This window comes from Musicola keenii, assembly GCF_014855505.1.
GTDB lineage: Bacteria > Pseudomonadota > Gammaproteobacteria > Enterobacterales > Enterobacteriaceae > Musicola > Musicola paradisiaca.
Genome location: NZ_JAAWVW010000006.1, coordinates 36,171 through 59,878 on the forward strand (window position 1 = coordinate 36,171; position 23,708 = coordinate 59,878).

The 23,708-nt window shown below is 53.8% G+C and carries 16 protein-coding genes; 9 read left to right on the plus strand and 7 right to left on the minus strand.

The features are described 5' to 3' along the window. Nucleotides 1-15: 15 nt before the first annotated feature. Nucleotides 16-438 (minus strand): hypothetical protein, encoded by a 423-nt coding sequence (locus tag HEP82_RS07915; protein ID WP_192457587.1) that lies wholly within the window; start codon nucleotides 436-438, stop codon nucleotides 16-18. A 627-nt stretch (nucleotides 439-1,065) separates the two neighbouring features. On the opposite strand from HEP82_RS07915, the gene nifJ reads away from it, so the two are divergent. The 5 genes from nifJ (at nucleotide 1,066) to HEP82_RS07940 (ending at nucleotide 9,304) form a co-directional block, all read left to right on the plus strand. Continuing rightward, nucleotides 1,066-4,599 (plus strand): pyruvate:ferredoxin (flavodoxin) oxidoreductase, encoded by a 3,534-nt coding sequence (gene nifJ, locus HEP82_RS07920; protein WP_192457588.1) that lies wholly within the window; start codon nucleotides 1,066-1,068, stop codon nucleotides 4,597-4,599. Between the two features lie 256 nt (nucleotides 4,600-4,855). After that, nucleotides 4,856-5,926 (plus strand): L,D-transpeptidase family protein, encoded by a 1,071-nt coding sequence (locus tag HEP82_RS07925; RefSeq protein ID WP_192457589.1) that lies wholly within the window; start codon nucleotides 4,856-4,858, stop codon nucleotides 5,924-5,926. 222 nt (nucleotides 5,927-6,148) lie between these two features. Next, the gene (locus HEP82_RS07930; protein ID WP_192457590.1) at nucleotides 6,149-6,604 is read left to right on the plus strand and encodes a MarR family winged helix-turn-helix transcriptional regulator; all 456 of its coding nucleotides are present in this window, start codon (nucleotides 6,149-6,151) and stop codon (nucleotides 6,602-6,604) included. Then, the gene (locus HEP82_RS07935; RefSeq protein ID WP_192457591.1) at nucleotides 6,601-7,722 is read left to right on the plus strand and encodes an HlyD family secretion protein; all 1,122 of its coding nucleotides are present in this window, start codon (nucleotides 6,601-6,603) and stop codon (nucleotides 7,720-7,722) included. The genes HEP82_RS07930 and HEP82_RS07935 overlap by 4 nt, the downstream gene beginning before the upstream one ends. Further along, a complete protein-coding gene (locus HEP82_RS07940; RefSeq protein ID WP_192457592.1) occupies nucleotides 7,709-9,304 on the plus strand; it encodes a DHA2 family efflux MFS transporter permease subunit in 1,596 nt (531 codons plus the stop codon). The genes HEP82_RS07935 and HEP82_RS07940 overlap by 14 nt, the downstream gene beginning before the upstream one ends. Nucleotides 9,305-9,619: 315 nt before the next feature. On the opposite strand, the gene HEP82_RS07945 is transcribed toward HEP82_RS07940, so the two are convergent. Continuing rightward, nucleotides 9,620-9,829 (minus strand): helix-turn-helix domain-containing protein, encoded by a 210-nt coding sequence (locus HEP82_RS07945; protein ID WP_192457593.1) that lies wholly within the window; start codon nucleotides 9,827-9,829, stop codon nucleotides 9,620-9,622. A gap of 439 nt (nucleotides 9,830-10,268) precedes the next feature. Between HEP82_RS07945 and HEP82_RS07950 the strand changes: the two genes are divergently transcribed. Continuing rightward, nucleotides 10,269-11,795: an MFS transporter gene (locus tag HEP82_RS07950; protein WP_192457594.1), complete on the plus strand. Its 1,527-nt coding sequence runs from the start codon at nucleotides 10,269-10,271 to the stop codon at nucleotides 11,793-11,795. Between the two features lie 64 nt (nucleotides 11,796-11,859). Here the strand turns inward: HEP82_RS07950 and HEP82_RS07955 are convergent, their stop codons facing one another. Then, complete coding sequence (locus HEP82_RS07955; protein WP_192457595.1) at nucleotides 11,860-12,870, minus strand: AI-2E family transporter; 1,011 nt, start codon at nucleotides 12,868-12,870, stop codon at nucleotides 11,860-11,862. A 777-nt stretch (nucleotides 12,871-13,647) separates the two neighbouring features. Beyond that, complete coding sequence (locus HEP82_RS07960) at nucleotides 13,648-14,040, minus strand: transcriptional regulator (protein WP_192457596.1); 393 nt, start codon at nucleotides 14,038-14,040, stop codon at nucleotides 13,648-13,650. 783 nt (nucleotides 14,041-14,823) lie between these two features. Between HEP82_RS07960 and acs the strand changes: the two genes are divergently transcribed. The 3 genes from acs to actP all read left to right on the plus strand — a co-directional run bounded on the left by acs (nucleotide 14,824) and on the right by actP (nucleotide 18,863). Beyond that, nucleotides 14,824-16,785: an acetate--CoA ligase gene (gene acs, locus HEP82_RS07965; protein WP_192457597.1), complete on the plus strand. Its 1,962-nt coding sequence runs from the start codon at nucleotides 14,824-14,826 to the stop codon at nucleotides 16,783-16,785. 111 nt (nucleotides 16,786-16,896) lie between these two features. Further along, nucleotides 16,897-17,208, plus strand: a complete 312-nt coding sequence (locus HEP82_RS07970; RefSeq protein ID WP_192457789.1) for a DUF485 domain-containing protein — start codon at nucleotides 16,897-16,899, stop codon at nucleotides 17,206-17,208. After that, nucleotides 17,205-18,863: a cation/acetate symporter ActP gene (actP, locus tag HEP82_RS07975; RefSeq protein ID WP_192457598.1), complete on the plus strand. Its 1,659-nt coding sequence runs from the start codon at nucleotides 17,205-17,207 to the stop codon at nucleotides 18,861-18,863. The genes HEP82_RS07970 and actP overlap by 4 nt, the downstream gene beginning before the upstream one ends. 73 nt (nucleotides 18,864-18,936) lie before the next feature. Here actP and HEP82_RS07980 read toward each other — a convergent pair whose 3' ends face one another. From HEP82_RS07980 to HEP82_RS07990, 3 genes are all read right to left on the minus strand, one after another. Continuing rightward, on the minus strand, nucleotides 18,937-20,583 hold the full coding sequence (locus HEP82_RS07980; protein ID WP_192457599.1) for a Na+/H+ antiporter: 1,647 nt from the start codon (nucleotides 20,581-20,583) through the stop codon (nucleotides 18,937-18,939). 309 nt (nucleotides 20,584-20,892) lie between these two features. Next, on the minus strand, nucleotides 20,893-22,260 hold the full coding sequence (locus tag HEP82_RS07985; protein ID WP_192457600.1) for an NCS2 family permease: 1,368 nt from the start codon (nucleotides 22,258-22,260) through the stop codon (nucleotides 20,893-20,895). A gap of 816 nt (nucleotides 22,261-23,076) precedes the next feature. Continuing rightward, on the minus strand, nucleotides 23,077-23,505 hold the full coding sequence (locus tag HEP82_RS07990) for a TOBE domain-containing protein (protein ID WP_192457601.1): 429 nt from the start codon (nucleotides 23,503-23,505) through the stop codon (nucleotides 23,077-23,079). Between the last annotated feature and the right edge of the window lie 203 nt (nucleotides 23,506-23,708).

Genomic DNA, 23,708 nt, shown 5'->3' on the forward strand with positions numbered 1-23,708 from the left:
CCGCTTCCACGACGATCAGGAATACAAAATACCCTCCGCCTGATCGCATTCCTGCCGGGAGAACCCCGCATAAGACAATGCGTCAATCAGGGTTTTCCTATCTATGCCGGGATAAACGTCGTCATCCATAATAAAACTGCCCACTTCATCCGGCGCTAACTGAGGAAACTGCTGATGCAGCCCGATAGCGACATCGCGGGCAGCATAGCCCAGAACACGCAAAATCGATGCAATCTCCAGTGGCGACGTCTCCTCCTGATATACCGTATAAATCACATCCGCCAGTAAGCTGGGAGTAAGCACATTCACTTTAGAAACATCGTTATAGCGGCTGCCCAGCGACTGGATGATATGCTCAACGGCCTCGCTGGGCCCATAGCCCCGTTCGCGAATACGAGACAACACGGACACCATCTTCTCTTTCAGATCGATAAACATAATGCTGTTCCTTCGTCAAAATGGCGATCTCGCCCGTAAAGCGCGAAGGCATTCCTGAAATGTAAACCGACGTCCCTGTACATCGCGCCCGCATTGCAACTGCCCTACGGTTCTTTGAACCTGTACCTGACTCCAGATCCATCTGGGTGCCCGGGCAGCCCGCTCTTTGGTTCTGCCCGTCACTCATCACATTGTTCCATCAAGAGATACTCTCTCTTTATCAGCATAGGCGTCAGTCATTATCCTTCCACTGCGCCGATCCGATTTGCGATAAAAAATCCAGGTAACGTCGCCGTTAAAATTAACAATGTTATTACATTCAGCCATCATAACCCGCCATGGGCCGTCTGAGTGTGATGACCGGCAACAAACCCAGAGCGCGCGTGCGGTCTGTATCGATTTTCGCGATGTTAGGGCGGTTAATTTTAGGCGATGGCTGCTATCATGAATGAATTCCGGCCGATAACGGCCATGCCGCTCATGCCGTACCGAGACGTAGCCTGGTTGGATGTTCCGCAAACACACATTGAAACAACTCTTCCGGTCGTCATCGATAAATTTTGCCGCAGGACGGTGATAATACCCGCCCTTAACGGTCATTGTTCAGCAACATAAGGTTATTCAGTCATGATCACCACCGACGGTAATAACGCGGTCGCCTCCGTAGCCTGGCGATCCAATGAAGTTATCGCTATCTATCCGATTACCCCCAGTTCCACCATGGCGGAACACGCGGCGGCCTGGTCGAGCGACGACCGACACAACGTATGGGGCGACACACCTCGGGTGATCGAGATGCAATCGGAAGCCGGGGCGATCGCCACCGTTCACGGTGCCTTGCAGACCGGCGCGCTGGCCACCTCTTTTACCTCTTCCCAGGGGTTGCTGCTGATGATTCCCACGCTGTACAAACTGGCCGGCCAACTGACGCCGTTTGTGCTGCACGTTGCCGCTCGTACCGTGGCGACTCACGCGCTCTCCATTTTTTGCGACCATTCGGACGTCATGGCGGTACGCCAGACCGGCTGCGCCATGCTGTGCGCCAGCAACGTACAGGAAGCGCAGGACTTCGCGCTCATATCCCAAATCGCCAGCCTGAACAGCCGTCTGCCGTTTATCCACTTTTTCGACGGATTCCGAACCTCGCACGAGATCAACAAGATTGAGCCGCTGAGCGATGACCAGATCCGCCAGTTGCTGCCACAGGCGGCGATTGACGCGCACCGTGAGCGAGCGCTTACCCCTGAACGACCGGTGATTCGCGGCACCGCCTCCAATCCGGATACCTTCTTCCAAGCGCGGGAAGCCACCAACCCCTGGTATAACGCGGCCTTCGCCCATGTCGAACAGGCGATGGACGGTTTTGCCGCCGTCACCGGGCGTCAGTATCGGCCGTTCGAGTATTACGGCCACCCGGAGGCGACCCGCGTCATCGTGATGATGGGATCCGGCGCGGGCACCAGCGAAGACGTGATCGATACGTTGCTGACCCGCGGTGAAAAGGTCGGGATAGTAAAAGTGCGCCTGTATCGGCCGTTCTCCGCGCAGCGCCTGCTGGCGGCGATTCCGCACAGCGTGCAGACCATCGCCGTACTGGATCGCACCAAAGAACCTGGCGCACAAGCGGAACCGCTATATCTGGATGTTATGACCGCGCTGGCGGAGGCGTTCTCCCGAGGTGAGCGCCCACTTATGCCGAAAGTCATCGGCGGCCGTTACGGTCTCTCCTCTAAAGAATTCACACCGCAGTGTGTGGCTGCCGTCTTCAGCGAGTTAGCGCTTGCCAACCCTAGAGCGCGCTTTACCGTGGGTATTTATGATGACGTCACTCACTTGTCGTTGCCGCTGTCCGCTCAGCCGATGCCGCAGCATACCTCACTGGAAGCATTGTTCTATGGGCTCGGCAGCGACGGCACCGTCTCCGCCGCCAAAAACTCCATCAAAATCGTGGGCAACGCCACGCCGCTGTTCGTGCAGGGCTACTTTGTCTACGACTCCAAAAAAGCGGGTAGCCTGACCGTTTCCCACATGCGCGTGGGGCCGCATCCCATCAACTCCGCTTATCTGATCGAACAGGCGGATTTCGTCGCCTGCCATCAATGGCAATTCATCGACAAATACAGCATGGTGGAGCGGCTGAAGCCCGGCGGTATTTTCTTAATCAACTCTCCGTATGGCAGCGATGACCTGTGGCACCGTCTGCCGCAGGAAGTACAGGCCGGGCTGAACCGTCTCCAGGCGCGCGTGTATTGCATCAATGCGGCCAAAATCGCCCGCGAATGCCAACTGGGCGCGCGTATCAACACCGTAATGCAGATGGCGTTCTTCCATCTCACCGATATTCTGCCCGGCGGCGATGCACGGGAAAAACTGCGCCACGCCATCGCCACCAGCTACGGCAGCAAAGGCCAGGAACTGGTAGAACGTAACTGGCGCGCGCTGGACGCCACGCTGGAAGCGTTGACCGAGGTGACGCTGGCGGCAGTGAATCCGGACAGCCCCCAACGCCCGCCGGTGGTATCCGAAGCCGCGCCGGATTTCGTCAAGACCGTGACCGCCGCCATGCTGGCTGGGCTGGGGGATAGCCTGCCGGTCTCCGCGCTGCCGCCGGACGGCACCTGGCCGGTCGGCACCACCCGCTGGGAAAAACGCAATATCGCCGAGGAGATCCCTTTGTGGAAACCGGAGCTTTGCACCCAGTGCAACCACTGCGTGGCCGCCTGTCCGCACTCCGCCATCCGCGCCAAGGTGGTGCCCGCCGACGCGATGGCCGATGCGCCCGCGTCGCTGCAATCGCTGGAGGTGAAAGCCCGCGACATGCGCGGCCAGAAATACGTCCTGCAAGTCGCGCCGGAAGACTGCACCGGCTGCAACCTGTGCGTGGAAGTGTGCCCGGCCAAGGATCGCCAGAATCCGGAGATCAAGGCTATCAATATGGAGCCCCGGCTGGAGCATGTCGCGACCGAAAAAACCCACTATGATTTCTTCCTCCAACTACCGGAAATCGATCGCAATACGCTGGAGCGTATCGATATCCGCACCTCGCAGTTGATTACGCCGCTGTTCGAATATTCAGGCGCTTGTTCCGGCTGCGGCGAAACGCCGTATATCAAGCTGCTGACCCAGTTGTACGGCGATCGTCTGCTGGTGGCCAACGCCACCGGGTGTTCCTCGATTTACGGCGGGAACCTGCCGACCACACCCTGGACTACCGATGCCAATGGTCGCGGCCCGGCGTGGGCCAACTCGCTGTTTGAGGACAACGCCGAGTTCGGGCTGGGCTTCCGTCTGAGCGTCGACCACCATCGCCAGCGCGCTCTGCGACTGCTGCGCGAACTGACGCCGCAGCTCCCGGCGGAACTGGTCGCCGGATTGCAGGAAGACGGCGTCGCCACCGATCGGCGCCGCGAGCAGATCGCCCATTTACGCCAGTCGTTGGCATCACTGGAGAACGACGCCGCCCGCCAGTTGGCAGCGGAAGCCGACCATTTGGTCGACAAATCGGTTTGGCTGATTGGCGGCGACGGCTGGGCCTACGATATCGGCTACGGCGGACTTGACCACGTCATGAGCCTGACGGAGAACGTCAATGTGCTGGTGTTGGATACCCAGTGCTACTCCAATACCGGCGGCCAGCAGTCCAAAGCGACGCCGCTCGGTGCCGTCACCAAATTTGGCGAGAAAGGCAAACGCAAAGCGCGCAAGGATCTGGGCATCAACGTGATGATGTACGGCCACGTCTATGTGGCGCAGATTTCACTGGGCGCACAGCTTAATCAGACGGTGAAAGCCATCCAGGAAGCGGAAGCCTGGCCGGGCCCGTCGCTGATCATCGCGTACAGCCCGTGTGAAGAACACGGTTACGATCTGGCCTTCAGCCACGATCAGATGCGTCAGTTGACCGCCACCGGTTTCTGGCCGCTGTACCGCTTCGATCCGAAACGCGCCGAGGAAGGTAAACCCGCGCTGGTGACTGACTCCCGTCCGCCGTCCGCCAGCCTGAGCGAGACGTTGCTGAACGAACAGCGCTTCCGTCGCCTCAACAACCAGATGCCGGAAGCCGCCGCCCAGCTTTACGAGGAAGCCGAGGCGGATCTGCGCCGTCGTTACGACTTCCTGACGCTGCTGGCGGGAAAGGCGGAGAAGAGCAGTCAGGAGTAATACGGTTTCGAACGTGCGTAATACCGATGAACGCGGCTCTCGACTGAGGGCCGCCCTGTTTTCTGCGCGAAAAGGCCGGTTGTTTCCGTGATCAGCAACAAAAAATGTGATTCATTACACATCTGGTTTTCTCCGACGCCATTCTGAACATATAATGCGCACCGGTCGTCGGCAGTTCGGACTCTCCGGCCCGACCGCCTATAAATAAACGTTCCCTTATGCCGGAATGGCTTTAACACTCAACAAAGATATGAAAATGAGCATTCGCGCGATCTTGACGTTAGTGACGGCGGCCGCTGCCTTTAGCCAGACAGCCCAAGCCGTGGTTTATCCCTTGCCTGCACCGAACAGCCGTCTGGTGGGCGAAAATATCCAGGTCACCATCCCCACCGACAGCACCGCTCCGCTGGAGCAATTTGCCGCTCAGTACCAAATGGGGCTCAGCAACCTGCTGGAAGCTAATCCGGGTATTGACGTTTATCTGCCTAAACCCGGCAGCACTATGACCGTTCCACAGCAACTCATCCTGCCCGATGCGCCGCGCGAAGGCATCGTTATCAACAGCGCTGAAATGCGCCTGTACTACTATCCGAAAGGCTCCAAGACCGTGGTCGTGCTGCCGATCGGCATCGGCCAGCTTGGCAAAGATACGCCGATCAACTGGGTCACATCCGTACAGCGTAAGAAAGAACGCCCGACCTGGACGCCGACCGCCGCCATGCATGCCGAATATGCGGCCCGTGGCGAGTTCCTGCCGAAAGTCTATCCGGCCGGCCCGGATAACCCGATGGGCCTGTACGCGCTCTACATCGGCAATCTGTACGCCATCCACGGCACCAACGCCAACTTCGGTATCGGTCTGCGCGTCAGCCACGGCTGTGTCCGTCTGCGCGACAAAGACATCAAGTTCCTGTTCAACAATGTTCCGGTCGGTACCCGGGTTCAGTTCATTAATGAGCCGGTAAAAGCCACCGTCGAGCCGGATGGTTCCCGTTACGTGGAAGTTCACAATCCGCTGTCCCGTACCGAAGAGGAGTTCAACTCCGATATCCAGGTGCCGATCAAGCTCACTCAGGTGGTGGCCAAGGCGCTGGCGGATGCCAGCGTGAACGAAAGCGAAGTCAATCAGGCGCTGCAAACCCGTTTGGGCATGCCCGTCAAGGTCAACGGCCCGGCGGAAGAAACGGCCCCGGCGTCTCAGGCTCCAGAGATTCAGCAGGCCAGTTCGCCCGCGCCGCAGGATAACGTGCAGCCGACCCCTTCGGTTCAACCGGTCGCGCCGAATGCAGAGCCCGTCGCTCCGACAACCGACGCCAGTAAATCCTGATAGCAGGATGACCAGGGCTGCCACCGGGCGGCCCTGTTTTTTTGCCCCCCACCGCGCACGTATCCCTTACTCACCGCGCCCTCTCCATCATTGCCTGTTCGGATGAAACTCTCAGTGTTTGTTGCATTAGTTTTTTTCGCATTAGCTCACAATATTAATTGACATATCATCTATTGAGTTGTTAATTAATTACCCACCACATCTCACCAGATATCGCCGACCATGACTCAACCCGAAGCCACCGCCAGACGTCGTTTCGCCATTATGCTGGGGCAGACTACCCGCCTCTGGCGCCGCGTCATCGACCGTGAATTGCAACCCTACGGACTGACGCAATCCAGTTGGCTACCGCTGCTCTATATCGCCCGTACCGAAGGCCCTATTCATCAGAAAGCGCTGGCAGATGCCCTCAGTCTTGATGCATCGGGCATCGTCAGAGTGCTGGACTGCCTGCAAAAGCAAGGATTCATCGAACGTCGCGAAGGTAGCGACCGACGTTTTCGCGAGATTTTCCTGACCGACTCAGGCCAGGAACTGGTGCAAAAAGTCGAACTCTGCGCCGAAAAAGTACGTGTGCAGGCACTCACCGGGTTGACCGATCAGGAGATTGTCCAGGTCAGCCGTGTCATCAATCAGGTCATCGAAAACCTCACCCGAGCAGAACAGCAGCCGTCATGAAAAAAATCGTCGTTTTTCTGGCGGGGTACCAACGTCTGGATCATCGCCACAGAATTTTTTTGTTGGGAGGGGTCGGCACATTACTGCTGGCGTTACTCGCCGTCGCCGTCTGGCTGCATCAGCGTTTCAACCACGTCACCGAAACCGACGCGCGCGTGGTGGGTGAAGTGATTTCACTGGCCAGCCGTGAAAGTGGCTGGGTCATGGCGCGTCCGGTCATCGACGGTGATGTCGTCCGCCAGGGGCAACTGCTGGTTCAGATTGACGATCGCGACGCCCAGCTGCGTCTGGCACAGCAGGAGGGCAACCTGGCCGCCGCCGACGCCCAGATTCGCTATAGCGAAACCCAGCGTCAGGTGACGGATCTGACTACGCAATCAGCGCTGGAGGAAGCGCGCGCCAAGCTGGCCGCGACGGAATCCGCCATCAATAATGTCGGCTATCAGCTCAACCTCGCCCAGAACAATTTCCAGCGCGACGATCAGTTGCTGAAGAGCAACCTCACCGCCCGTAAAAACTGGGATGAAACCCACACCGCCTTGCTACAACGCCAGAGCGAATTACGCGAAGCGCAAGCGCAGCACAACGCGCAGCTGGCGGCACTGCATACCGCCGAAGCCGAGCGCAGCACGCTACAGGTGCTGGATCGCCAGATCGATATGCAGCGTCAACAGCGTACCGCCATTCAGGCCCAGGTCGATCAGCTCAGACAAGAGATCGCCGACCGAGCGCTGCGTTCGCCGGTGGACGGCGTGGTGGATCGCACCATTACCCATCAGGGCGATTATGCACAGGCTGGCCAGTGGCTGATGATGGTGCACGATCCGCGCAACCTGTGGGTGGAAGCCAACGTCAAGGAAACCGCCATCGATCGGATCAAGGTCGGGCAACCGGTGAGTATTCAGGTGGATGCCTATCCCGATCGCCATTTTCAGGGGCATGTCATGCGAGTCGGCAATACCGCTACCAATCAGTTCGCCCTGTTGCCCAGCCCGAACCCGTCCGGCAACTTCACCAAGATCACCCAACGGGTGCCGGTACGTATCGCGCTGGATCAGCCGGACGCCGCGCTGAAACCCGGACTGATGGCGGAAGTCAGCATCGATGTCACCCATTGAAGCCCAGGCGGCGCGGTTCGGTAGTTCCTACCGTTGGCTGGCGACCGTCACCATCATGCTCGGCACCATCGCTACCACCGCGACGGCGACCATCGTCAACGTGGCGATGCGCGACATTATGGGCGCGTTCGGCATGGGGCAGGATCAGGTACAGTGGCTTTCCACCGCCTTTCTCGCCTCTATGACCGCCACCATGCTGATGACCGCCTGGATGCTGGATCGCGTTGGCTACCGGGCCACCTATGTCGGTTCGTTAGCCATCTTCACCCTCGGCAGCCTACTCGGCACCTTCAGCCAGAACAGCGCGGAAGTGATCCTGGCGAGGATCCTGCAAGGTTGCGCATCCGGCATTATTCAGCCGCTGGCGATGATCGTCATTTCCCAGGTATTTCCAGTTTCGGAGCGCGGCAAAGCAATGGGCATTTACGGCGTCGGCGTGATACTGGCTCCGGCGTTGGGCCCGGCCGTCGGCGGGCTGATGGTGGATCAACTAAACTGGCGTGCAGTGTTCATGATGATCATCCCGTTTTGCCTGGCCGGGATCGCTGCAGCGTCCGTGATCCTGCCGCCCAAAGGCCGTGGCGACAGCCCGGCGCGGCGGCGCTTCGATGCGCTCGGTTTCCTGCTGATGGCGCTCTCCCTCACCACGCTGCTGACCGGGCTTTCCAACGGCCAACGCGAAGGTTGGGACTCGCTTTTCATCATCGGCATGCTGGCGTTTTCTGTTCTTTGCATGGCGGGATTTATCGTGCGCGAGCTCACGACCGCTCACCCATTGCTCAGCCTGCGGGTGTTCGCTAATCCGGCCTTTACCTCCGGCTGTATCGTCGCGTTCGTGCTGGGGGCTGGTCTGTATGGCTCCACCTATATCATTCCGTTATTTCTTCAGGGAATTCAGGGATATACCCCCACCCGTTCCGGCCTGCTGCTGATGCCTGCCGGGCTGGCGCTGGGGATGGTGTTTCCGTTCGCCGGCGCGTTCAGCGACCGTCTGAAACCCCACACATTGGTCGCGGCGGGGTTGCTGTTGTTCGGTATCTCCTGCTGGCTTTCCGGCGACGCCGATACCGATACGCCATTCTGGACCATGGTGTGGTGGACCATCATCGGCCGCGTCGGCCTTGGCCTGATGTTGCCTGCTATGAACGCGGGTTCATTGCGGGCCCTACCACCGGATCAATTGGCGCAGGGCGCAGGTAGCATCAACTTCATCCGTCAGCTCGGCGGAGCGATGGGCGTCAACCTGCTGTCGGTCTTCATTGAGCGTCGTACCACATTCCACGGACAGGCGCTGGCACAAGCGCTGAACGTCGGCAACCCGCGCAGTACCGACGCCATTCGGCAACTCAGTCTGTTGTTCGGCCATGGCGGCAACCCACTGGGCGAGCCGCTGAGCAGCCAGATCAATCCCGGCATTCTCACCTATCTGCAATCTATGGTATCCGCCAAAGCACAGATGCTGGCGTATCAGGACGGTTTTCTGATCGTCGCGATAGGGTTTTTCATCGCACTGCTGCCAGCCTGGTTCGTTCGCCCCCGTCCTGCAGCGGCTAACGCAACGCGCCCGACTCAGTCACGCTGAATCGACCGGTATTAAAGGATGATCCCAGTAGGCGTTATTGGCGCAGCCAGTCTGGACACCGATTACGCGCAGACAATATGCCACGCTGAGTGAACGGACAACGTAATGTGTCCGGCCCAACGGGCCAGCGCCGCGAGTAAACCGGTGCGTGCACGGCGTGCATGAGGATATCGCGCACGGCCCGGGCCGACATGGCAAGTCGAATAGCCCTAATGGGATGTCATGGGGGGATGTTTATTTTTTCCTGGTGCGGCACTGCGCCAGTGAACCAGCGCCGCAACAAACGGAGTAACAGCATGGGGCAATCGCAATGGCTTACTCATCAGGATGATATTCCAGTAAATCGCCCGGCTGACAGGTGAGGATCTCACAAATTTTCGCCAGGGTATCGAAACGTATGCCTTTCACTTTTCCTGATTTCAGCAATGACAGGTTCTGTTCGGTAATTCCAATCAAATGCGCCAACTCACGCGATTTCATTTTCCGCTGCGCCAGCAGCACATCCAGTCTGATAACGATTGGCATAGTTTGGTCAGATCACAAGATTAGTCACTTTCGCCCGCGCATACGGGCTGATATCCACGCACATCGAAAACGACGCAGCCATGGCAACATTTTCATTACAATTAATTGTTTTTACTAACAATAATGATGTTGAATACGACGACTGCCACCGGGTATATCAACGTCACAAAATCATCATCTTCGACAGATTATTTCCTCTCGGGATTATATTTTATCGTTAAACGATAAAATCTCACCCCCATACATTAATCAATGTATTTCTCTCGATTTTAGTCAGATCAAATTAAAAAAACTTATTTCATGATCTCTATGACAGAACATGACTAAAAACCGGTAAAACCCGTGACGCTAGTTTACTTTCGATGTGAACCAGCAAATGATAAGAACATAAGTTCATTTCAAATGAAATAATGTTTTAATATTGTTAGGCGAATTGATCATGAGTAAACAAATATCTTTTAAACACACGTTCTGCTACGGCAGCGCGAACTTGCTAGGCAGTGGCGCCCTGGCCATTAGCGGTGCCTGGCTTATGTATTTCTACACCACATTTTGTGGGTTGACGTTGGTTCAGGCGGCTTCTATTTTCTCCGTCGCCAGTATTCTTGACGCAATCAGTAACCCGATCATGGGTTACATCAGCGACAACTTCTACAACACCCGTATCGGACGTGCATTTGGGCGCCGTCGTTTCTTCATTCTATTGGGTATTCCTTTGGTGCTGGTCTACCCGATGCTGTGGATGGAAGGTTTCGGCTTCTGGTACTACATGGCGACCTACATTCTGTTCGAGCTGATTTACACCTCCATCATGGTGCCTTATGAAACGCTCGCGACCGAAATGACCACCGATTTTAAAATGCGCTCCAAACTGACCGGTTCCAAAGCTATTTTCGGTAAGGTCGCCAACTTCCTGGCTGCCTTTATTCCAGGTCAGTTCATCGGTATTTACGGTAAGGATTCCGCCACGCCGTTCTTCTACACTGGCTTGGCCTATGGCGCCATCATGTGTGCGGCGATGATCGCGCTGTATATGACCTCCTGGGAACGCTCTCCCAACGAGGTGATGCGCGAAAACACACAGAACCTTTTTCAGGCATTGAAGAAACTCAGCATCGACATGACCTCCACATTCCGTTTGCGTATTTTCCGCAAACATCTGGGCATGTATCTGTTCGGTTTCGGTGCTGAGTGGCTGTTCGCCTCTGCATTTACCTATTTCATCGTGTTTGGCCTGCAACAGAGCACGGCGCTGGTTTCTCAGCTCAACAGTTTCAGCTCTATCATGCAGTTCATCTCGACGTTTCTCTTCATCGGCATTTGCGTGAAGATGGGTTTCGGGCGTCCTTATCGTCTGGCGCTGACAGTCGTTATCGTGAGCGTACTGGCCTACGCCGCGCTCTATTTCACTCACTGGTCGCCGGCAGTTGAAATCATCGTACTGTTTGCCATCACCGCCGTATTCGGCCTGAGCACCGGCGGCATCTACTACATCCCCTGGACGGTTTACACCTTCCTGGCTGATGTGGACGAAGTCTTGACCGGCCGCCGCCGTGAAGGGATCTACGCCGGCGCTATGACCTTCGCCGGGAAAATGGTGCGTTCGGTCATCGTGTTTGCAATGGGTTGGATCCTGAGCCAGTTCGGGTTTATTTCCGGTAAAGCTGCACAGCCTGAAAGCGCGGTGCTGGCAATTATCGGCGTGTTCTCTCTGGGTGTGATTGGTCTGGCCGTTGTCGCGATTTACTTCAGTTCCCAAATGAAGCTGGATCGTAAAAACCACATGATTCTGCTGCAGGAAATCGCCCGTATCAAAGCTGGCGGCGCCATTGCCGATGTACCGGCCGAGGCCCGTGCGGTAGCAGAAGAACTCACTGGTTGGAAATATGAACAATGCTGGGGCAACAACCCGCTGGGCCGCACAGCGGAACAACCTGAGCCGGTGATCGCCACGTCTCCCCGCTGATATCGCTATCGGCAGTAAAAAACCACCTCTGCGAAGAGGTGGTTTTTTTGTTTAAACCCCACCCTCAGATTAGCGCGGCGTCTCGCAGTTCGCTTTTGAGATAGGCGTAGTAGATAGGAGCAGCGATCACGCCGGATATGCCGAACGCGGCTTCAAACACCAGCATCGCCAACAGAATCTCCCAAGCATGAGCCTTGATACGTGTTCCCACAATCTGTGCGTTAAGGAAATACTCCAGTTTGTGGATCAATATCAGGTAAACCAACGCGATCAACGCCATCGGCAACGAGATCGACAACGCGGCAATAAATACCACTGAATTAGAAATCAGGTTCCCGATAACCGGCAACAGACCAAAGATAAAGGTCAGTATCACCAGCGTCTTGGCGAATGGCAGGTGAATCTCAAACGTAGGCAGAATACCGAGGATAAACAGCGACGATAGAATGGTATTCACCAGCGATATTTTTACCTGAGCGAACACGATGTTGCGAAACGACGCGGAAAGCAGTGCAACCCGGTGCATCAATTCCGTTTTCAACAAGGGTTTATCTATACTGGGCTCAATGCTGTACAACGAAATGATCGCGCCGAGGATCATTCCTATCAACATGGTGACAAAACCATGCAGAAAGTCTTTCCCCATGTTCTGCAGCATGGCGACGTGCTTTTGCAGCCACATGACGAATTCATGTTGTAGCTCTTCAACGCTGACCGGCAGATAACCGGGCAGATAGGTCATAAGTTGCGTTTGTACATCATCCAGAATAAAGGCGATACGGGCGTTAAACACACTGGTATCTTTCATTTCCTGCATCAGCAACCCGACCAGAGCGCCGAATATCAGGCTCAGCAGGCTGACTACGATCGTGCTGATAACCGCGACGACCGCCAGGCGCGCACGCTTGCCGCTAATGACTTTCTGGAAATAGGGAGTCAGCAGATTGACGATTTCATAGACCAGAAAACCAGCGATAAAGCAGGCCAGCAAACGCAGTTCAATCAGCAGCAGCAGCCCCCCCATGATAAAGATGAAGCTTAATAGTCTTGCCTGTTTCAAATTCAACAACTGCATAATGACATCCTGTTTACGGATTACTACGTCAGGGAATAATCGTATCCCCCAACCGACCGGAGTTCGCTATCAACGGGGCAATGCTCTGACATTGAAATGCTATTTCAGCGAATCATTGTTAGCATTTTAGACGGGAAACACCAGTGACATTTCATCCGGCGCCGCAACATCGCTGCACCAAATAAGGGCTCTACTTTATGCAGCCATAACGTCCAGCTATAAGGTTCTTACCCTGCTCTAACCGGGCTAGGCACCCCCTGCTACGAGGATCCTTACTGCGTGCTTCTCAACATTTAGATCCTCTTCGACATGCCACACACGAATGACATTTTTAGCCCGGCAATCATGACGACAATTAACGCCTATGGGTATTTTCTGAATATTTATTCAGCGCGGAATTCTCGTTTATTCAGAAAAAAATTTATTTTTTACTGTATAAGTGACGTGACTGATAAACACCATTTTCCAATTATGCTGTCGCCGATATAGCTAAAGACAATAAATATTCCGACAGCATCATTTTATATTCCATGCTATTTAAAAAACAGGTAATACATAAAAAGCACATTTTCAAATGAAAAATGTACATAATTATTAATGCTTAATATGCCATATAACAGTCAGTGATTATCGAAACGTATCGATATAAAACTATCGGCAAAGAGATAAGGGGATTAAGACTATTGTCAGTGGAGAAAATCATACAGGCACATACAATCACCGCATCTGTATGAATGACAGACAGGAATACATCATGACCTCTTATGGACTGGGGTATCAGGAAGCCAAATTCGTCGGCTGGTCGCCATCCTCAGCATTCAGGATAAGCAGCGACAGCACCCTGTTTTCCACATTCAGTTTGGAGAAAGAGAGTGTGCTCATCGGCTTTTTGGCAAACCCATCCGACAATAGATCCCAGACAACATTAGTGCTCAGGAGATCCGCATTCGTCATAAAATCCTGATAAGCAAACTTCACGTTTACCGGTAACATCTCATCAATTGACGAAGGTGCATCGGCATCAGCGGGCAAACCAAAGTGCGCATTAAACGCCGAATTGGCGCAAAGAATCTTACATTTCTCATCAATGACGGCAATGGCGCGTCTATCGTTATGAACCGGCGTACTCAACACGCCAATGATTTCATTCCGTCCAAATATCAGACTCATCCTGTCCTCTGCTCAATGCTATGTGAAATCTATCCGTCGCCACGTAGTAACCATATGAATAAAATGACACGTGTTACGACAATAGCTTTAAAAGACACCAGACATACAAATCCGGTGAATACAGAGCAATCAAACCGTCAAAAGTAAAGCCGGACAAATCAACAAACACACATAGACAGTGTAGCCGCAGGGCATAAAGTAATTTCGTCCGTTATTATGAATAAAAAATAAATTTACATCAGATTATTATTTAACAATTATCTTTACCGTAACTTCAAAATTGAAATCGAAAATAGCTATTACAGTAAGTCAGTTTATTTATTAAACGATGCTGCACTTCCTCCTTCACTGACAGGCAGCGCAGTACAATGAGGGGAAGCACGATGATCTTCTTCTCGATCGTTAGCACTATATCTGCTTTGACCAGTCGGCGATCGTCCAAATAAGCACTATCTTTGGGCCTTTTGATCATCAATTTCGATCAATTCCAGACAATTAATAGTGATTGGCTATTAAATCAGCTATTTATCTAATGATCTATTTTACGATCGCGTTAGCGGCTATTTTGATCGCCAAACTGTGACGGCGATCGCTTAATCTCCCCCCCCCTCTCCAGGGAAACCCCGGCCCAACTTGAGAATCCGATACTATTCTTAATAGACGAAATCTCCCTGCTTTTCCTGCAATGCGTGATCCACGGCGCAAAAAAGAAACAAATGTCAACACACCACTTCTATTAACGTTTGGTTGACATAGTATTAACAACGTTTAAGGAGAAGCGCTATGAGCCAAAATAACAAACACCCTATCCCCACTAACATCGCTGAAAACGCCTTAATCACCGCCGAACAATACAAATCTATGTATCAGGCATCCGTTCAGGATCCTGAATCATTCTGGCGAGAACAAGGCAAAATCATCGATTGGATTACACCGTACACCCAAGTCAAAAATACCTCTTTTGATCCAGGGCATATCCGCATCCGCTGGTTCGAGGACGGTACATTGAACGTCGCGGCCAACTGCCTCGACCGCCATTTGGATAGCCTGGGCGATCAAACTGCGATCATCTGGGAAGGCGATAATGCCAAAGAGAGCAAAACACTCACCTACCGGGAATTGCATCAGTCAGTATGCCGCTTTGCTAACGTTCTAAAATCGCAAGGTATAACCAAAGGCGACGTCGTGGCCATCTACATGCCGATGGTGCCTGAAGCTGCGGTAGCCATGCTGGCCTGCGCCCGTATCGGTGCGGTTCATTCCGTTATCTTCGGCGGGTTTTCGCCGGAATCGATTGCCGGCAGAATCGTCGACTCCAGCGCCAAACTGGTCGTCACTGCAGATGAAGGGATCCGTGCCGGTCGGGTCATCCCATTGAAGAAAAACATCGATGAGGCACTGGCCAACCCCGCCGTTACCACTGTAACCAGCGTGATCGTATTCCAGCGTACCGGTGGTACCCCCGGTAATTGGCATGATGGGCGCGACTTATGGTGGCACGATCTGATAGCGCAAGCCGACGATCACTGCCCGCCAGAAGCTATGGATGCAGAAGATCCACTGTTTATCCTCTATACCTCGGGTTCTACCGGCAAACCAAAAGGGGTTCTGCATACCAGCGGTGGTTATCTGGTCTATGCGTCTACGACCTTCAAATATGTCTTCGACTACCATCCTGGCGATATCTACTGGTGTACTGCCGATGTTGGTTGGATCACCGGACACAGCTATCTGGTTTACGGCCCGCTTGCTTGCGGCGCGACGACGTTGATGTTCGAGGGCGTTCCGAACTGGCCCGATGCCAGCCGCATGGCCCAGGTCGTCGACAAACATCAGGTCAATATTCTGTACACCGCGCCAACCGCAATCCGAGCCTTGATGGCGGACGGTGATAAAGCAATTTTGGGCACGTCGCGTCATTCGTTGAAGATCATGGGATTGGTAGGCGAACCTATCAACCCGGAAGCCTGGGAGTGGTACTTCCAAAAAATCGGCAACAGCCAATGTCCGATTGTCGATACCTGGTGGCAAACCGAGACCGGTGGCTTCATGATCACCCCGCTCCCTGGTGCCATCGAAACCAAAGCGGGATCCGCCACCTTACCCTTCTTCGGCGTACAACCTGCTCTGGTAGATAACATGGGCAACCCGCAAGAAGGCGCCTGCGAAGGTAATCTGGTCATCACCGATTCCTGGCCAGGCCAGGCGCGTACATTGTTTGGCGATCACGATCGATTCGAACAAACCTACTTTTCTACCTTCAAAGGCATGTATTTCAGCGGTGACGGCGCACGTCGGGATGAAGACGGCTACTACTGGATCACTGGCCGTGTCGACGATGTGCTTAATGTGTCCGGCCACCGTCTGGGAACCGCGGAGATCGAATCCGCACTGGTCTCTCACCCCAAGATCGCTGAAGCGGCAGTCGTCGGAATTCCGCACAGTATCAAGGGTCAGGCGATTTACGCTTATGTCACGCTCAATCATGGCGAGGAGCCCACCAGCGAGCTTTATACCGAAGTTCGCAACTGGGTTCGCAAAGAGATTGGCGCCATTGCCACGCCGGATATTTTGCACTGGACTGATGCCTTGCCCAAAACGCGATCCGGCAAGATCATGCGACGGATCCTTCGCAAGATCGCTGCTGGCGACACCAGCAATCTTGGTGATATTTCCACGCTTGCCGATCCGGGCGTCGTGGAGAAATTGTTGGAAGAAAAACAAGCGATGGATACGCCGTCTTAACTGTCATCCGATAAAAAACGTACCGTCCACGCCAGCCGTTCAGGCGCGCGTGAGACGGTGACGGAACAGCAATTTTTCTGGCGATAATCCACTTTTGATTGGAGATTGATGATGAATGAGCTCATTTATCAACGGATTGAAAGTAACCCGCTGTTTAAAGAACTGGTACATAAACGGCAACGTTTTGCTCTGTTACTTTCAATCATCATGCTAGTGCTGTATGTCGGTTTCATTCTATTGATTGCTTTTGCACCAGGCTGGCTGGGCACGCCAGTTTCGCCCGGTGCGGGCACAACCCGAGGGATCCCGTTGGGAATCGGGTTGATCATTATTTCTTTCGTACTCACCGGTATTTATGTTTACCGGGCTAATGGCGAGTTCGATCGCCTGACCAAACAGCTGCTGGATGAGGTACAAAAATGAAAAACCGCATTTTTCTGCTGTTAGGGCTGTTAATGCTCCCCTGGTGGGGACACGCGGCTGATGCCGTCACCGGTAATGTTCAGAAGCAGCCGCTCAATATTCAGGCCATCGTGCTGTTCGTGCTATTTGTAGTAGCCACACTCGGTATTACCTATTGGGCTTCCAAACGAACCCGTTCTCGTAGCGACTACTATACGGCTGGCGGCAATATCACCGGCTTACAAAACGGCCTGGCGATTGCCGGAGATTATATGTCCGCCGCATCCTTTCTGGGGATTTCCGCGCTGGTATACACCTCTGGTTTCGACGGCCTGATTTATTCGCTGGGTTTTCTGGTGGGGTGGCCGATTATCCTGTTCCTGATTGCCGAACGGTTGCGCAACCTTGGCCGTTACACCTTCGCTGATGTCGCGTCCTACCGTCTGCAACAAAAACCGATTCGCACGTTGTCCGCCTGTGGTTCGCTGGTCGTGGTAGCCCTGTATCTGATTGCGCAAATGGTCGGAGCAGGAAAACTGATCCAACTACTGTTTGGGCTGAACTACCATGTCGCAGTCGTACTGGTAGGCATCCTGATGGTGATGTATGTATTGTTCGGCGGCATGCTGGCCACGACCTGGGTACAAATTATCAAGGCCGTTCTGCTGCTGTGTGGTGCAACGTTTATGGCGATCATGGTGTTGAAATCGGTCAATTTCAGTTTTGACGCACTGTTCACCCAGGCAATGGCGGTACACCCAAAACATGACGCCATCATGCGCCCCGGCGGTTTGGTCTCCGACCCGGTCTCAGCGTTGTCTCTCGGTCTTGGCCTGATGTTCGGTACCGCCGGCCTGCCGCATATCCTGATGCGTTTCTTCACCGTCAGCAATGCCAAAGAAGCGCGTAAGAGCGTGTTCTACGCGACCGGTTTCATGGGGTACTTCTATTTTCTGACCTTTATCATCGGCTTCGGCGCCATATTGCTGGTCAGTGCCAACCCGACGTTCAAAGACGCCGCCGGCACCCTGATCGGGGGTAACAACATGGCGGCAATCCACCTCTCCAATGCGGTTGGCGGCAATTTCTTCCTCGGGTTCATCTCCGCAGTGGCTTTCGCTACCATCCTGGCAGTAGTCGCGGGGCTGACGCTGGCTGGCGCCTCTGCGGTCTCGCATGATCTGTACGCGAATGTGATACGCAAAGGCACCGCGACAGAGCGTGAGGAACTGCATGTTTCGAAGATCACCGTACTGGTGTTGGGCGTGGTGGCTATCGCTCTGGGGGTTCTATTTGAAAACCAGAACATTGCGTTCATGGTCGGGCTGGCCTTCTCTATTGCTGCCAGTTGTAACTTCCCCATCATCATCATTTCGATGTACTGGTCGAAACTGACGACCCGAGGCGCGATGATTGGCGGCTGGGCCGGCTTGCTTACCGCCGTTATTCTGATGATCCTTGGGCCGACCATCTGGGTGAAAATTTTGGGACACACCGCCCCTATTTACCCCTATGAATATCCGGCGTTGTTCTCCATGCTAGTGGCTTTTGTCGGCATCTGGTTATTCTCGATCACCGATAATTCGCCGAACGCCATCGAAGAACGCGGCAAATTCAAAGCGCAATTTATCCGCTCACAAACTGGCGTCGGCGCGTCGCGCGGTTCATCCCACTAAAATACTGCCATCGGGGAGCCTGCATCCGGCAGGTTCCCCCCCCTCAGGCGATGTCCCGACCACGCAACATCAGCTACACACGCTCACTCAGCACCGCTTCGAGTAAATCCAGTTCCCGCAAGATTTTTTGTAGCGTTTCATTACTGATGCGCTGCGTCGCACGCAAGTGATAAAGCTCAGCGCGCTCCGAATTCACGGCCGCCAGACGAAAACGGCGCTCCAGATTCTCCACCGCCATGCTGTTCTCCATCTCATCGATCCCCGCGACGCGACGATGTAGCATACCGATGACGCGAGCGCTGACCTCCGCCAGCATTTGGTCGTCCAGATTCTCTTCACAATCCGACGCCAGACGCTCATGCATTTTCGTCAAACTGTCTATCGCCACCTGCGCCATCACGACCCGTGCCATGCGTTCTTCTTTCTTACGCACGCTGTGATCCGTCACCGTAATGCCCCGCAGTAACAGCGGCAACGCAGCAACGCCACAAAACAGCGATAACAAAATCACGCCGGTGGCGATAAATACCAACTGGTAGCGGGATGGAAAATCCTCACCGTTGTTAAGCAATAAAGGAATCGAAAGCACGCCCGCGAGGGTGATAGCGCCGCGCACGCCGGCAAATGTCGATATCAACAGCTCGCGCGTGGAATATTCGGCAAACAACATCGGCCGTTTGCTCTGGATATGACGGCTATATATTTTCATCATCCATAGCCAGACAAACCGCAATACCAACAATGCCAGATAAATCAACCCTATATCAGCGAACAAGACCCAGTTTTCAATGGTGGGATCGCGATCAGCCTGCGCGATCGACTCTTCCAGTACGCCGGGCAATTGCAGCCCAAGCATCAGAAACACCATGCCGTTGAACACAAACTCCAGCATGCCCCACACCCCATTGGCTCGTAACCGCATATTCAACGGCGCGAGACGCATCAATTGGGTTCTGCTGATCGTCATACCAGCAGCAACCGACGCCAGAATACCAGACACCCCGAAATGTTCTGCCACCAGATAAGAGGCAAACGGCAACAGCAACAGTAGGACAATCTGAGTCGCGGCTTCATCGTCACTCCAGCGCCCCATTGCCGCCAACGATTTACTGTACAACCAGGTGATGGCAATCCCCGCCAACAAACCGCCCAACGCCACATGCAGGAATGCCAGCGTAACGCCAGAAACGCTAAACACCATGGCACCCAACGCAATGGCGACAGCAAATTTCAGCGACACCAGCGCGGAAGCATCGTTCATCAACGCTTCGCCCTGCAGGATCCCCATCAATTTTTTGGGAATGCGCTCTTCCCCTACAATCCCCGAGAGCGCAACGGCATCGGTCGGCGAGAGTACAGCGGCCAGCGCAAACGCCGCAACCAGAGGCATTTGCGGGATCATCCAGTGAATCAGATACCCCATTCCCACCACGGTAATAATGACCAACACCAGCGCCAGCCCCAGTATTTCCCGGGTGTGATACAGAAATTCGCGGGTCGACGTTTTCCAGCCATCCGCGAACAATAACGGTGGGATGAACAACACCATAAACAGCTCGGGATTAAAATCCACATGCAGGCCGAATTGCGGCCACGCCAACATGGCACCGAGCCCGATTTGCATAAGAGGAAGCGGCATCTGGAAAGGCATAAGGCGAGTTATCACCCCAGACAGAGATACCACCAGCGTCATCATCAGAATGGTAAAGAATATTTCCATGCGTTCCCTGGTTATTTGCCGTTACATGAAAGTGCGCATCATGCGTAATACGGCACAACTCAGGCAGCAAAATACCAGGGTTCACCACGAGTGAGGCGTCCTTCCTGCGGCGTCCCCCGACAGCGGGCTTCAGTGAACGGTATTACACACTACAGATGTCGTTCCGGCGGACACCGAGACTGCCCTCGCCAGAAAATGACCCTTTCAATATAACAAGATACGAACGAGACGTGGGGGAAAAACACGGTACAGCAGCAAAAAAGGGGAAACGACGTTCCCCCTTTTTCGAAAACATCCACAGAACAAGGCTTACAGAGCCCAACCACCCGCGTAGAAAACCACCAGCGCAATGGCAATGATGACCGTACCGATGTTCAATTTGCGCCATTCGCCGGAGAAGATACGGCCCAAAACCAGCGTACCGAAGCCCAACATAATACCGGTCACAATGTTACAGGTCAGAACGATAAATACCGCGCAAACCAGACCAGACATGGCATCGACAAAATCATCAAAATTCAGTTTGGAAACGTTGCTCAACATCAGCAGACCGACATACATCAATGCCGGCGCGGTGGCATAAGCCGGCACCAGATAAGAGAGCGGCGACAAAAACAGGATCAGCAGGAACAGAACCCCGACCACCGTTGCCGTCAGGCCGGTTTTGCCGCCCGCGGCAGTCCCAGCGGCGGACTCGATATACACCGCAGCAGGAGATGTTCCCACCAGGCTGGAGAAAATACTGCTTACGGAGTCAGCCGTCAGCGCCCGCCCGCCATTGATAATCTGACCCTCCTTATCCAGCAGATTAGCCTGCCCGGCAACCGCACGAATCGTGCCGGTCGCATCAAATACTGCCGTCATCACCAGCGCCAGAACGCTCGGCAATACCACCGGCTGCAGTGCACCTTTGATATCCAGCGCAAAAATCAACGATTGCCCATTGGCGTCAGTCAGACTCGGCAGAGCAAACAGCCCCTGATATTTCACATTCGGGTCAAAAATCAAACCGATAACAGAAATGGCGACGATCACAATCAGAATACCGCCCGGCACCTTGCGCTTTTCAAGGCCGATAGTCGCCGCCAGCCCCATCAGCGACATCACCACCGGAAACGCGGTGAAATGGCCGAGCGCAACTGGCAAACCATCCATCGGATTTTTGATAACCAAGCCAATTCCGTTGGCTGCGATAATCAACAGAAACAAACCAATCCCGATACCCGCGCCATGTGCCACGCCCAACGGCAAGTTGCGCAAAATCCAGGAGCGGATGCCTGTCGCAGATATCAGCGTAAACAGTACGCCCATCATAAAAATAGCGCCCAAAGCGACCGGTACGCTGATGTGCTGGCCCAGAACCAGACTGAACGCAGTGAATGCCGTCAACGAAATGGCGCACCCGATAGCCATCGGCAGGTTGGCCCACAACCCCATTAACAAGGAGCCAAAACCGGCGACCAGACAGGTCGCAACAAACACCGCCACCGGCGGAAAACCGGCTTTACCCAGCATGCCCGGCACTACAATCACCGAATAGACCATCGCCAGAAAGGTGGTCAATCCGGCCAGCACTTCCTGACGAACGCTACTGCCACGCTGCGTGATATTGAAAAAAGCATCAAGCGCGCCTTGCGGATGAACCGCATCGCCAGCCTGACGAGTCGTCTTGGACATGGTATATCCCCTGAAAATGTCATCATTATTCATACAGCGCGTAGACAGCGCCGAGCCAGTATTTACAGGCAGTTGCGCACCTTTTCTTTCAGCCCTTGCCAACCGGGGAAAAATGCGCAACCACGCTCAGCACCTGCTACGCAAACGATTAACCACCGTGCCGCGGGGCTGCCGAATCCTGCCAGTTCTCGAAGCGGGGGATTATCGTGCTTTCCGCACGCCGGTTTCAACCGCCATTCCCTGAAGAGAAGGCACTACTTGCGTTTAATTTGCGCAAACAAACAGGAACCATGACGCAACACATCAATTCTTGCGCCAACGCTGCTTACAAACGCGGGCACTGGCAGGAAATAAAATGAAGGTTCACTTCAGACGGACGCCATGTTCATTTTTTTGTGATTAGTCTCACAAAAAAGTTGACCACCAGTGAACTGGAGTGTATCTTTAAAACCGTGAACAACGTCACACAATTTTAATCAAGCTGAGGAAGACGAACATGAAAATGCTGAACAAAATCATCGCTGCTTTCGAAAAATTCGCTGTTAGCTTTGGTACTTTCAATCACTAATTTCTGTTATAGCGTGTGGGGTGACCTATGAAGACTGTCCGCAAAATCACTCAAGTATTAAAAGCGTTGGGCAAAGCCTATCGCGGTGTTAGCCCATACGCCATATTTCGTTAATCATCAATCATTCTCTCCTTCTTTTTATATCTGGCTGTCTTATGGCGGCCATTTTTTTATTCGTTGTCGCCTGGTAAAACACGTGTAAAAACAAAGGCAACAGCAGTGCCGTTGCCCCTGGAATATCGCCAATATCAAGCCTTGGTCGCCAGAATCACACTGGAAGCCTTAATCAGCGCGATAACAGAAGCCCCAACTTTCAGCCCCATCTCATCCACACTTTCATTGGTGATACTGGCCGTCAGTGTTAACCCCTTGACAGTCGTTAGATGAACGGTGGAATGAACCGCGCCGCGCGACAACGCATCTATCGTGCCATTAAACTGGTTACGGGCGGAAAAAAGCAGCCCGCAATCCGCCGAGGCCAAAATGACCCAAGGCGCCTTGACCAACGCCACAACGGACTTACCCGGCACCACCCCCAAATTAGTCACACTGCTGCGGGTAATCACCGTAGTGAGTTGCTCTCCGCTTGCCAGCGTCAATACGACTTCACTGTTAACCGCGCCTTCAGCAACGCTGTCAACCACCCCATCCAGTTGATTACGAGCAGAAACAGACATATCACCTCCTCAATAGAAAAATACCCATTTAACCCTACAAAACTTATCGTTATTAATAGAACCCTTTTTCTATAGACAAAACAAGCGGTCAGACCATTGCATTCCTTTATGGATGGTGGCGGTCACAAAATTGTCATTCATCTGCCATGTCAGTGCATTATTCCCTGCTCAGCATATGCCTGCGATTTTTACTGAATCTGATG

What these genes read in the sequence shown, in the direction of transcription:
- HEP82_RS07945 (WP_192457593.1), bottom strand. Translation starts at nt 9,829, where the DNA reads ATGCCAATCGTTATCAGACTGGATGTGCTGCTGGCGCAGCGGAAAATG.
- HEP82_RS07970 (WP_192457789.1), top strand. Translation starts at nt 16,897, where the DNA reads ATGAATGAGCTCATTTATCAACGGATTGAAAGTAACCCGCTGTTTAAA.
- HEP82_RS07950 (WP_192457594.1), top strand. Translation starts at nt 10,269, where the DNA reads ATGAGTAAACAAATATCTTTTAAACACACGTTCTGCTACGGCAGCGCG.
- HEP82_RS07935 (WP_192457591.1), top strand. Translation starts at nt 6,601, where the DNA reads ATGAAAAAAATCGTCGTTTTTCTGGCGGGGTACCAACGTCTGGATCAT.
- acs (WP_192457597.1), top strand. Translation starts at nt 14,824, where the DNA reads ATGAGCCAAAATAACAAACACCCTATCCCCACTAACATCGCTGAAAAC.
- HEP82_RS07980 (WP_192457599.1), bottom strand. Translation starts at nt 20,583, where the DNA reads ATGGAAATATTCTTTACCATTCTGATGATGACGCTGGTGGTATCTCTG.
- HEP82_RS07940 (WP_192457592.1), top strand. Translation starts at nt 7,709, where the DNA reads ATGTCACCCATTGAAGCCCAGGCGGCGCGGTTCGGTAGTTCCTACCGT.
- nifJ (WP_192457588.1), top strand. Translation starts at nt 1,066, where the DNA reads ATGATCACCACCGACGGTAATAACGCGGTCGCCTCCGTAGCCTGGCGA.
- HEP82_RS07930 (WP_192457590.1), top strand. Translation starts at nt 6,149, where the DNA reads ATGACTCAACCCGAAGCCACCGCCAGACGTCGTTTCGCCATTATGCTG.
- HEP82_RS07985 (WP_192457600.1), bottom strand. Translation starts at nt 22,260, where the DNA reads ATGTCCAAGACGACTCGTCAGGCTGGCGATGCGGTTCATCCGCAAGGC.
- actP (WP_192457598.1), top strand. Translation starts at nt 17,205, where the DNA reads ATGAAAAACCGCATTTTTCTGCTGTTAGGGCTGTTAATGCTCCCCTGG.
- HEP82_RS07925 (WP_192457589.1), top strand. Translation starts at nt 4,856, where the DNA reads ATGAGCATTCGCGCGATCTTGACGTTAGTGACGGCGGCCGCTGCCTTT.
- HEP82_RS07960 (WP_192457596.1), bottom strand. Translation starts at nt 14,040, where the DNA reads ATGAGTCTGATATTTGGACGGAATGAAATCATTGGCGTGTTGAGTACG.
- HEP82_RS07955 (WP_192457595.1), bottom strand. Translation starts at nt 12,870, where the DNA reads ATGCAGTTGTTGAATTTGAAACAGGCAAGACTATTAAGCTTCATCTTT.
- HEP82_RS07915 (WP_192457587.1), bottom strand. Translation starts at nt 438, where the DNA reads ATGTTTATCGATCTGAAAGAGAAGATGGTGTCCGTGTTGTCTCGTATT.
- HEP82_RS07990 (WP_192457601.1), bottom strand. Translation starts at nt 23,505, where the DNA reads ATGTCTGTTTCTGCTCGTAATCAACTGGATGGGGTGGTTGACAGCGTT.